Origin of the sequence: Streptomyces sp. MnatMP-M17, from assembly GCF_900091995.1 — a bacterium.
In the GTDB taxonomy this organism is placed as follows: domain Bacteria; phylum Actinomycetota; class Actinomycetes; order Streptomycetales; family Streptomycetaceae; genus Streptomyces.
On record NZ_FMDK01000173.1, the window covers coordinates 1 to 11,296 of the forward strand.

Here is an 11,296-nt window from a genome sequence, read left to right on the forward strand (position 1 = left end):
CCGGCGCGGCCGGTACCGCGACCGCCGTGGCCGCCGCGGCCGTGACGAGTTCGGTCCCGGTGAGCCGCAGGTCGCCGACGACGATGTGCTGATCCCCGTCGCGGGCATCCTCGACATCCTCGACAACTACGCGTTCATCAGGACCTCCGGCTATCTGCCGGGCCCCAACGACGTGTATGTCTCGCTCGCCCAGGTCCGCAAGAACGGTCTGCGCAAGGGCGACCATGTCACCGGCGCCGTGCGCCAGCCCAAGGAGGGCGAGCGCCGCGAGAAGTTCAACGCGCTGGTGCGCCTCGACTCCGTCAACGGCATGGCGCCCGAAACCGGCCGTGGCCGCCCGGAGTTCCAGAAGCTGACTCCGCTCTACCCGCAGGACAGGCTCCGTCTGGAGACCGACCCGGGTGTGCTGACCACGCGGATCATCGATCTGGTCGCACCCATCGGCAAGGGCCAGCGCGGTCTGATCGTGGCCCCGCCGAAGACCGGCAAGACCATGATCCTCCAGGCCATCGCCAACGCGATCACGGTCAACAGCCCCGAGTGCCACCTCATGGTCGTCCTGGTCGACGAGCGTCCCGAAGAGGTCACCGACATGCAGCGGTCAGTCAAGGGCGAGGTCATCTCCTCGACCTTCGACCGCCCGGCCGAGGACCACACCACCGTCGCCGAGCTGGCCATCGAGCGTGCCAAGCGCCTGGTCGAGCTGGGCCACGACGTGATCGTCCTGCTGGACTCCATCACGCGTCTGGGCCGTGCGTACAACCTCGCGGCGCCCGCCTCCGGACGCATCCTGTCCGGTGGTGTCGACTCGACCGCGCTCTACCCGCCGAAGCGCTTCTTCGGTGCCGCGCGCAATATCGAGGACGGCGGCTCGCTGACCATCCTGGCCACCGCGCTGGTCGAGACCGGCTCGCGCATGGACGAGGTGATCTTCGAGGAGTTCAAGGGCACCGGCAACATGGAGCTCAAGCTCGACCGGAAGCTGTCGGACAAGCGCATCTTCCCGGCGGTGGACGTGGACGCGTCCAGCACCCGTAAGGAAGAGATCCTGCTCGGCGGCGAGGAACTGGCCGTCGTCTGGAAGCTGCGCCGGGTGCTGCACGCGCTCGACCAGCAGCAGGCGATCGAGCTGCTCCTGGACAAGATGAAGCAGACGAAGTCGAACGCGGAGTTCCTGCTCCAGATCCAGAAGACGACGCCCGGTCCGGGCAACGGCAACGACTGATCAGGCCCGCTGCCCCACCGAACCGCTGCTCCACCTGTTCCACCGAACCGCCCCGGCGCCCGTGCGCCGGGGCGGTTCCGCGTTCCGGGCCGTACAGGGCCGTCAGCGGCACCCTGAGGCCCTCCGCGGCCCGCTGACGGCCTCAGGGTGCCGTGCTCCGTCCTTGGTGTTTGACTGGCTGGACGGGCGGAGGGAGACCATGACCGACCGGAGCAGCAGCCGGATACCCGGCCGTGGCAGACGCCGCGAGGCCAGGAAGGGCAAGCGCCGCAGGGCGACCGCCGTCGTCGCGTGGTCGGCCGCCGTCCTGGTCCTTCTCGGCGGATCGGGACTCGGTTACGTCTATGTCAAGCTCGACGGCAATCTCCGAGGCATAGACATCGACCGCATCCTGGGCCGGGAGCGTCCCGCCGATGTCGACAACGGCTCCGAGGACATCCTCGTCCTCGGCTCGGACTCCCGCTCCGGCGCCAATGCGGTGTACGGAGGCGGCGCGGGCGGCGCGCGCTCCGACACGGCCATGATCATCCACGTATATCCGGGCCACAAGAAGGCGAGCGTCGTCTCCGTACCGCGCGACACCCTGATCGACCGCCCTGACTGCACCGGACCCGACGGCGGCACCGTTCCCGGCGAGCGGCTCGCCATGTTCAACACCGCGTACGAGGTCGGCGGCGCCGCGTGCGCGGTGAAGACCGTCGAGACGATGTCCGGTATCCGGATGGATCACTTCATCGAGGTCGACTTCACCGGCTTCAAGCAGCTCATCGACGAGCTGGGCGGCGTCAGGATCACCACCACACGGCCGATCGACGACGCCAAGAGCCATTTGACGCTCGCGCCCGGCACCCATGTCCTCGACGGCGAGCAGGCCCTCGGTCTCGTACGGACGCGCAAGAGCATCGGCGACGGCAGCGACCTGGGCCGTATCGAGCTCCAGCAGGCCTTCGTCAAGGCGCTGATCGAGCAGGTCAGAAGTGTCGGCCTGTTCAGCAGCCCGAAGAAGCTCTACGACCTCGCCGACACCGCCATCCGGGCGATCACTCCCGACTCCCGGCTCGGCTCGGTCAAGGCGCTGATCGGCTTCGCCGGCGGTCTCAAGGACCTCGATGCCCGGAATATTCGGATGATCACGCTCCCGGTGGCCTACGATCCCGCCGATCCGAACCGTGTCCTGCCCATCCCGGACGGCGCTCAGCAGGTCTGGACGGCCCTCAAACAGGACAAACCGATCCCTGTCTCCGCGACGAAGGACTCCGCGGGCGACAGAGGCGAGGCGGCCGGCACGATCGGCGGCGGCTGAGAGCTCTTGCGCCCGCGCGCCTGCCCACAGGCCGCAGGAATACCTCCGGCCACACCCCGGTTTTGGGAGATACGGCCGGTCCTGGCAGACTGGTACGTCGGCCCCGGTTCACGTACGAGCAATCCGCGTGTACGACCCGGTGCCCTCCCGGAACTAGGAGAAACCCTTGAAGCGCGACATCCACCCCGCGTACGTCGAGACCCAGGTGAGCTGCACCTGCGGCGCGTCGTTCACCACCCGGAGCACCATCGAGTCCGGCACCATCCGTGCGGACCTCTGCTCCGAGTGCCACCCGTTCTACACGGGCAAGCAGAAGATCCTCGACACCGGTGGCCGTGTGGCCCGCTTCGAGGCCCGCTTCGGCAAGGCCGCCGCCTCCGCCAAGAAGTAGCGAGCCATCTGCGCCGGTTCTCGGTGCCCCGTTCCGGGGTGTCGAGACCGGCGCTTTGGCGTCCCGAAGCACCTTCGTACGAACCCAGGAGCCCCCGATGTTCGAGGCGGTCGAGGAACTGATCGGCGAGCACGCCGATCTGGAGAAGAAGCTCGCCGACCCGTCGGTCCACGCGGACCAGGCGAATGCACGCAAGCTCAACAAGCGCTACGCCGAGCTGACTCCGATCGTCGGCACGTACCGCTCCTGGAAGCAGACCGGTGAGGACATCGTCACGGCCCGTGAGTTCGTGGCCGACGATCCCGATTATGCTGCCGAGTTCATCCAAGAGGTCAGGGAGTTGGAGAAGCAGCGCGAGGAACTGACCGAGCGCCTCAGGCTGCTGCTCGTACCGCGCGACCCGAGCGACGACAAGGACGTCATCCTGGAGGTCAAGGCCGGCGCGGGCGGCGACGAGTCCGCGCTCTTCGCCGGTGATCTGCTGCGGATGTATCTGCGGTACGCGGAGCGCGTCGGCTGGAAGACCGAGATCATCGACGCCACCGAGTCCGAGCTGGGCGGCTACAAGGACGTCCAGGTCGCGGTGAAGACCAAGGGCGGCAACGGCGCCACCGAGCCCGGACAGGGCGTCTGGGCCCGGCTGAAGTACGAGGGCGGCGTGCACCGCGTGCAGCGGGTGCCCGCGACCGAGTCGCAGGGCCGTATCCACACCTCCGCCGCCGGTGTGCTGGTCACGCCCGAGGCCGAGGAGATCGACGTCGAGATCAACCCCAACGATCTGCGGATCGACGTCTACCGCTCCTCCGGGCCCGGCGGCCAGTCCGTCAACACGACGGACTCCGCCGTCCGGATCACTCATCTGCCCACCGGAGTGGTCGCCTCCTGCCAGAACGAGAAGAGCCAGCTCCAGAACAAGGAGCAGGCCTTGCGTATCCTGCGGTCGCGGCTGCTCGCGGCGGCGCAGGAGGAGGCGGAGAAGGAGGCCGCCGACGCGCGGCGCAGCCAGGTGAGAACCGTCGACCGGTCCGAGAAGATCCGTACGTACAACTTCCCGGAAAACCGGATCTCGGACCACCGTGTCGGTTTCAAGGCGTACAACTTGGACCAAGTGCTCGACGGAGATCTGGACGCCGTCATCCAGGCCTGTGTCGACGCCGATTCGGCCGCGAAGCTCGCGGCCGCGCAGTAAGCAAGCCCGCGTAAACGACCGTACGACTCCAGCCCGGAGGACCAGCGTGCAGCTACCCCCCGGGGGGCGACCCCCGCACCCCCGTTCCGTGCTGCTCGCGGAGGTGGCACAGGCCACCCAGCGGCTGGCCGACGCGGGCGTACCCTCACCGCGCTTCGACGCGGAGGAACTGGCCGCGTATGTGCACGGCGTCAAGCGAGGAGAGCTGCACCGCGTCAAGGACGCGGACTTCGACGCCCGTTACTGGGAGGCGGTGGCCCGCCGCGAGGCCAGGGAACCGCTCCAGCACATCACCGGCCGTGCGTTCTTCCGCTATCTGGAACTCCAGGTCGGGCCCGGCGTGTTCGTACCGCGCCCGGAGACCGAGTCGGTCGTCGGCTGGGCCATAGACGCCGTACGGGCGATGGACGTGGTCGAGCCGCTGATCGTCGATCTGTGCTCGGGCTCCGGCGCGATCGCGCTCGCCATGGCGCAGGAGGTGCCGCGTTCGCGTGTGCACGCCGTGGAGCTGTCCGAGGACGCCCTCGCGTGGACGCGGAAGAACGCCGAGGGATCCAGGGTCACCGTGCACCAGGGAAACGCCCTGACGGCCCTTCCCGAACTCGACGGCCAGGTCGACCTGGTGATCTCCAACCCGCCGTACATCCCGCTCACGGAGTGGGAGTACGTCGCGCCCGAGGCCCGTGACCACGATCCGGAGATGGCGCTCTTCTCCGGCGAGGACGGACTCGACACGATCCGCGGCATCGAACGCACCGCGCACCGGCTGCTGCGGCCGGGCGGCCTGGTCGTGGTCGAACACGCGGACACCCAGGGCGGACAGGTCCCGTGGATCTTCAGCGAGGAGTCCGGCTGGGCGGACGCCGCGGACCACCCGGACCTCAACAAGCGCCCCCGCTTCGCCACGGCACGCAAGGCCTTGCCGTGACGACCGCGGTACACCTCCTCGCCCCGGCGAGTGAGCCGAAGGGGCGCGCCGCTGCCGAAAGGGAGAGCGCGCGGAGGTTCGCGAGGAACGAGCGAATCGAGCACGGTCGACCGTCGGCAGCGGCAAAGACCGCCCCGGCGGCGAACCGAGCCTCAAAAAACAGGGAGTCAGGCTGATGGCACGGCGATACGACTGCAACGACGCGACCGACCGTTCGACGGGTCTGCGTGAGGCCGCGTCGGCCGTACGCCGTGGTGAGCTGGTCGTGCTGCCCACCGACACCGTGTACGGGATCGGCGCGGACGCCTTCAGCTCCGAGGGAGTCGCCGATCTGCTGGACGCCAAGGGCCGCGGACGCAATATGCCCACGCCCGTGCTGATCGGCTCCCCGAACACCCTGCACGGCCTGGTCACCGACTTCTCCGAGCAGGCGTGGGAACTGGTCGACGCGTTCTGGCCCGGCGCGCTGACTCTTGTCGCCAAGCACCAGCCGTCCCTCCAGTGGGACTTGGGCGACACCCGTGGCACCGTCGCGATCCGGATGCCGCTGCATCCCGTCGCCATCGAACTGCTCACCGAGGTCGGCCCGATGGCGGTCTCCAGCGCCAACCTCACGGGACACCCGTCTCCCGAGGACTGCGACGCGGCGCAGGAGATGCTCGGCGACTCCGTCTCGGTCTATCTCGACGGCGGTCCCACGCCCGGCATCGTGCCCTCCTCGATCGTCGATGTCACCGGTACGGTCCCGGTGCTGCTGCGGGCCGGCGCCCTCGACGCGGAGGAGCTGCGCAAGGTGGTACCCGACCTCGAGGTGGCCAATTGACCGCCCCTGAGGGGCGTGGCATAGCGGAGACCGCACACACCGGCAACACCTTCCGCATCCTCCACGTCAGTACCGGCAACGTCTGCCGCTCGCCGATCACCGAGCGGCTGAACCGGCATGCCCTGACCGTCCGCCTGGGCGAGCGGCTCACCGGCGGCCTGATTGTGGAGAGCGCCGGCACCTGGGGGCACGAGGGCGCGCCCATGGAGGCCAACGCGGAGGCCGTACTGGCCGACTTCGGCGCGGACGCGTCCGGTTTCGTCGGCCGCGAGCTGCTGGACGAGCATGTGATCCGCGCGGATCTGGTCCTCACCGCGACCCGCGACCACCGAGCGCAGGTGATCTCCATGGGCCACTCCGCGGGGCTGCGCACTTTCACGCTCAAGGAGTTCACCCGGCTGGTACGGGCCATAGACCCGGCGACGCTGCCCGACCCGGTCGACGAGGGCGTGGTCGAACGCGCCCGCGCCTTGGTCCGCGCGGCGGCGGCGCTGCGGGGCTGGCTGCTGGCGCCGACGGCGGAGGCGGACGAGGTGTACGACCCGTACGGGGCGCCGATCACGTTTTTCCGCTCGATCGGCGAGGAGATCCACCAGGCGCTGGACCCGGTGGTCACGGCGCTGACGGGTGTGCCGTCTTCTTTCTGAGGCCGCTTTGTCCTCAATCGCCGGACGGGCTGGATTTCGCGGCCCGCACCGCCCGCGTCGCAAGACGCGCCCGTACCCCCACCCGACCTACATTGGAAGGCGCACGCACCCCCGAACCCGGAGGCCGTCATGGCCGTCGTCAGCGCACCCCACACCGCAACGCCCGACGCGCTGCTGCGGCAGGACCCCGAGATGGCCGAGGTGATCCTGGGGGAGACGCGGCGGCAGGCCGACAGTCTCCAGCTCATCGCCGCGGAGAACTTCACCTCGCCCGCCGTCCTCGCTGCCCTCGGCTCGCCTCTCGCCAACAAGTACGCCGAGGGCTACCCGGGCCACCGCTACCACGGCGGCTGCGAGCTGGTCGACGCCGCCGAGCGGATCGCGATCGCGCGGGCGAAGGCGCTCTTCGGGGCCGGGCATGCCAATGTGCAGTCGCATTCCGGCTCCTCCGCCGTCCTCGCCGCGTACGCCGCGCTGCTGCGGCCCGGCGACACCGTGCTGGCCATGGGGCTGCCGTACGGCGGGCATCTCACACACGGCGCGCCGGTCAACTTCTCGGGCCGTTGGTTCGACTTCGTCGGGTACGGAGTCGACGCCGGGACCGGGCTCATCGACTATCCGCAGGTGCGCGCGCTGGCCCGGGAGCACCGGCCCAAGGCGGTCGTCTGCGGCTCGATCTCGTATCCGCGCCATATCGACTACGCGGCGTTCCGGCAGATCGCCGAGGACGTCGGTGCGTATCTGATCGCTGACGCCGCGCATCCGATCGGACTGGTGGCCGGAGGCGCGGCGCCCAATCCGGTGCCGTACGCCGATGTGGTGTGCGCGACCACCCACAAGGTGCTGCGCGGACCGCGCGGCGGGATGATCCTGTGCGGCGAGGAGCTGGCGGAGCGTGTCGACCGCGCGGTGTTCCCGTTCACGCAGGGCGGTGCGCAGATGCATACGATCGCCGCCAAGGCCGTCGCGTTCGGCGAGGCGGCGGCGCCGGCGTTCACGGTGTACGCGCACCAGGTCGTCGCCAACGCACGCGCGCTCGCCAAGGCGCTGGCCGCGGAGGGTCTGCGGATCACCACGGACGGTACGGACACGCATCTGATCACCGCCGATCCCGCGCCGCTCGGTGTGGACGGCAGAACGGCCCGCGGCCGGCTGGCCGCCGCGGGTGTGGTGCTCGACACATGCGCACTGCCCTACGTGGAGGGCCGAGGCCTCCGGCTGGGCACCGCCGCCGTGACCACCCAGGGCATGTCAGAGGCCGAAATGGCGCGGATCGCGCTGCTCTTCACCTCGGCGCTGCGCGGAGGCGCGGAGACGGCGCGCAGGGTCCGTGCCGAAGTGCGGGAACTGGTCGGCAGGTTCCCTCCGTATGGGAAGCTCTCCTGACGGGAACACGGTGCGGCGACGAGCCGTGCAACCATCCCGCTCAGCCGCCCGTCCTGGCTCATATGGCGACTCGGTATCCGACAGCGGTTCCGGCGCGGGCTAGTGTGTGGGGCTGAGATGGCCAGCGATTCCTGTGGGGCAGCCCGTGCGTGATTACCTGCTGACGCTCTGTGTGACGGCTGCGGTGACCTATCTGCTGACCGGCCCGGTGCGGAAGTTCGCCATCGCGACCGGGGCGATGCCGGAGATCCGCGCCCGTGACGTGCACCGCGAACCGACGCCGAGGCTCGGCGGTATCGCCATGTTCTTCGGCCTGTGCGCCGGACTGCTCGTGGCGGACAACCTCCAGAACCTGAACGGTGTCTTCGAGCTCTCCAACGAGCCGCGCGCGCTGCTCTCCGGTGCCGCTCTGATCTGGCTGATCGGTGTCCTGGACGACAAGTTCGAGATCGACGCGCTGATCAAGCTCGGCGCCCAGATGATCGCCGCGGGCGTGATGGTGATGCAGGGTCTGACGATCCTGTGGATCCCGGTGCCGGGCGCCGGGATGGTCTCGCTGACCTCCTGGCAGGGCACGCTGCTCACCGTCGCGCTGGTCGTGATCACCATCAACGCGGTCAACTTCGTGGACGGTCTGGACGGTCTCGCGGCCGGCATGGTCTGTATCGCCGCCGCGGCCTTCTTCCTGTACACCTACCGGCTCTGGTACAGCTACGGCATCGAGGCCGCGGCTCCCGCCACCCTCTTCTCGGCGATCCTGATGGGCATGTGCGTGGGCTTCCTGCCGCACAACATGCACCCGGCCCGGATCTTCATGGGCGACTCGGGATCGATGCTGATCGGCCTGGTGCTCGCCGCGGGCGCGATCTCGGTGACCGGCCAGGTCGACCTCGATGTGCTGAAGATCTTCGAGGGCTCCACCCGTCGGGCCACCCACACCGCGCTGCCGGTCTTCATCCCGCTGCTGCTGCCTCTGACGATCATCGCGATCCCGTTCGCCGACCTGGTGCTGGCGATCGTGCGCCGTACCTGGAACGGCCAGTCGCCGTTCGCGGCCGACCGTGGCCATCTGCACCACCGGCTGCTGGAGATCGGGCACTCGCACAGCAGGGCGGTGCTGATCATGTACTTCTGGTCGGCGCTGATCGCGTTCGGAGTGGTCGCCTACTCGGTGCACTCGGCGTCGATGTGGATCCTGCTGGTGATCGTCGCGCTGAGCGCGGTGGGCCTGGTGCTTCTGCTGCTGCCGCGCTTCACACCGCGCGCTCCGCTCTGGGCACAGTCGTTCGTACCGCCGCGCTACCGCCGTAAGCGGAGGGGCGAGCCGGCCGCCGAGGAACTCGCCTCGCCCGTCCCGGCGCTCGCGCTCGCCGGCGAGGCGCAGCCGGTGACGGACGTGACGGAGGAGCGCACGCCTGTTCCCGCGGGTGTCAACGGCGCGACCGCGCTCGGCGCTCGTTCGCGTCTTCCCGACCGCCGTAAGGCCGGTTCGAGGAACTGACGGCGTTGTTATTTCCCTCATCGAGGGCCAATACCAGACAAGATGGCGTGGTGTCCTGCACACACGCGCGGGGTAACTCTCACGTGTGACAGTCAGCACACCACCATGGTAAAGACCTCATCAAATAGTTTGTGATACTGTTCACGAGACCCGGCGACAGAGCCGAAGGACCGTAGTGCGACGGTTCGTTGGCCCGAGAAACCTTCTCTCGGACCGGGCCTACGCTCGTCCATGACGACACCATCTGCCCCACCCAGTAAGCGGAGCTGCCGCCATGCCGTCCAACGACGCCCGGATCCTCCTGCACACCGCCGTACCCACGGCCGCCGTCGGCGTGCTCGCCACGGTGATCAGTGGCGTGGTCGCGGGCGGCAAAGGCGCTCTGGGGGCCGCGGTCGGCACGGTGGTGGTCGTGCTCTTCATGGCCATCGGGCTGGTGGTCCTCCAGCGAACGGCGGCGTCGCTTCCGCATCTGTTCCAGGCGATGGGCCTGATGCTCTACACGGCCCAGCTCCTGCTGCTCTTCATCTTCGTGGCCACGTTCAAGGACACCACGCTGTTCAACCCGAAGGCCTTTGCCCTCACGCTCGTTGTGGCGACGCTCGTCTGGGTCGCCGCCCAGGCACGTGCGCATATGAAGGCCAAGATTCTCTACGTCGACCCCGAATCCTCGTCCTCCAGCCCGGCCGAGAAGTCGGGGTCGTCGGCGTGAGGAGTAGGGCCGGGATAAGTGCCCGTTCGAGATCCTGCTATCGTCCGGTGCCAACTGCGGCATTGCGGGCGCGGGCATCCGAGCTGACGCCTGTTCTCACGCGAGGCTCAACGCCCGACCGCCGTCTCCACATCCGTAACACCCCCAGTCCAGTGCCGAACCGCGGCTCCGCGCCGCGCCGACACAACGAGGTTGCCGTACCTATGCGCCATGCTGAAGGAGCCCGCGGTGAGTGCTGACCCGACGCAGGTGCTCGCCTTCGAGACCGACTGCCACATCTTCGAGGGATGTGGTTTCCCGGCACCCGGCCTGCACTCGTTCCTGTTCGAGCCCATCGTGGGCAACGCGGACAGCAACTTGTACTTCAACAAGACGATGCTGCTGGCGCTGCTCGGCTCCCTGATCATCGTGGGCTTCTTCTGGGCCGCTTTCCGTAAGCCGAAGGTTGTCCCAGGCAAGCTTCAGATGGTGGCCGAGGCCGGCTACGACTTCGTACGCCGCGGTGTCGTCTACGAGATCATCGGCAAGAAGGAGGGCGAGAAGTATGTACCGATCGTCGTCTCGCTCTTCTTCTTCGTCTGGATGATGAACCTCTGGTCGATCATCCCGGTCGCGCAGTTCCCGGTGACGGCGATCATCGCCTACCCGGCGGTGCTCGCGTTCATCGTCTACGTCTTGTGGGTGTCGCTGACCTTCAAGCGGCACGGCTTCGTCGGCGCCTTCAAGAACTTCAGCGGCTACGACAAGTCGCTCGGCCCGGTCCTGCCGCTCTCGATGGCCATCGAGCTGTTCTCGAACCTGCTGATCCGCCCGTTCACGCACGCTGTGCGACTCTTCGCGAACATGTTCGCGGGCCACACGCTGCTGCTGCTCTTCACGATCGCGAGCTGGTACCTGCTGAACGGTATCGGCATCGCATACGCCGGTGTCTCGTTCGTGATGGTCATCGTGATGACCGTCTTCGAGCTCTTCATCCAGGCCCTTCAGGCATATGTCTTCGTGCTTCTGACGTGCAGCTTCATCCAGGGCGCGCTCGCCGAGAGCCACTGATCGTCCTCGTTGACCGTCCTCCCGTCCCAGACCCCACAGTCGTCCGGTGGCCAACCCCCACCGGTCCGTGAAAGAGAAGGAAGAACTGGCATGTCCCAGACTTTTGCCGCCGTATCCGGCTCGCTCGGCTCCATCGGCTAA

The 11,296-nt window shown here is 68.2% G+C and carries 11 protein-coding genes; all 11 read left to right on the forward strand.

The window, feature by feature from the left end; genetic code table 11:
- The coding region (gene rho / locus GA0115259_RS08640; protein ID WP_093593258.1) for a transcription termination factor Rho at positions 1-1,225 on the forward strand (1,225 nt) is incomplete at its 5' end.
- Between the two features lie 199 nt (positions 1,226-1,424).
- On the forward strand, positions 1,425-2,528 hold the full coding sequence (locus tag GA0115259_RS08645; protein ID WP_093593261.1) for an LCP family protein: 1,104 nt from the start codon (positions 1,425-1,427) through the stop codon (positions 2,526-2,528).
- Between the two features lie 166 nt (positions 2,529-2,694).
- A complete protein-coding gene (gene rpmE / locus GA0115259_RS08650; protein ID WP_066950131.1) occupies positions 2,695-2,919 on the forward strand; it encodes a 50S ribosomal protein L31 in 225 nt (74 codons plus the stop codon).
- 97 nt (positions 2,920-3,016) lie between these two features.
- Entirely contained in the window at positions 3,017-4,108 is a 1,092-nt protein-coding gene (gene prfA / locus GA0115259_RS08655) for a peptide chain release factor 1 (protein WP_093593264.1), read from the forward strand.
- Between the two features lie 46 nt (positions 4,109-4,154).
- A complete protein-coding gene (prmC, locus tag GA0115259_RS08660; RefSeq protein WP_176732481.1) occupies positions 4,155-5,036 on the forward strand; it encodes a peptide chain release factor N(5)-glutamine methyltransferase in 882 nt (293 codons plus the stop codon).
- 175 nt (positions 5,037-5,211) lie between these two features.
- A complete protein-coding gene (locus GA0115259_RS08665) occupies positions 5,212-5,859 on the forward strand; it encodes an L-threonylcarbamoyladenylate synthase (protein ID WP_093593267.1) in 648 nt (215 codons plus the stop codon).
- Complete coding sequence (locus GA0115259_RS08670) at positions 5,856-6,506, forward strand: arsenate reductase/protein-tyrosine-phosphatase family protein (RefSeq protein ID WP_093593270.1); 651 nt, start codon at positions 5,856-5,858, stop codon at positions 6,504-6,506. Before GA0115259_RS08665 ends, GA0115259_RS08670 begins: the two co-directional genes overlap by 4 nt.
- A gap of 129 nt (positions 6,507-6,635) precedes the next feature.
- Positions 6,636-7,892: a serine hydroxymethyltransferase gene (gene glyA / locus GA0115259_RS08675; protein WP_093593273.1), complete on the forward strand. Its 1,257-nt coding sequence runs from the start codon at positions 6,636-6,638 to the stop codon at positions 7,890-7,892.
- Between the two features lie 145 nt (positions 7,893-8,037).
- Positions 8,038-9,393, forward strand: a complete 1,356-nt coding sequence (locus GA0115259_RS08680; RefSeq protein WP_093593276.1) for an MraY family glycosyltransferase — start codon at positions 8,038-8,040, stop codon at positions 9,391-9,393.
- A gap of 274 nt (positions 9,394-9,667) precedes the next feature.
- Positions 9,668-10,105 carry a hypothetical protein gene (locus tag GA0115259_RS08685; RefSeq protein WP_093593279.1) on the forward strand — a complete coding sequence of 146 codons (438 nt, stop codon included), beginning with the start codon at positions 9,668-9,670 and terminating at the stop codon, positions 10,103-10,105.
- 228 nt (positions 10,106-10,333) lie between these two features.
- Positions 10,334-11,155, forward strand: a complete 822-nt coding sequence (atpB, locus tag GA0115259_RS08690) for a F0F1 ATP synthase subunit A (protein ID WP_093593285.1) — start codon at positions 10,334-10,336, stop codon at positions 11,153-11,155.
- Positions 11,156-11,296 lie beyond the last annotated feature (141 nt).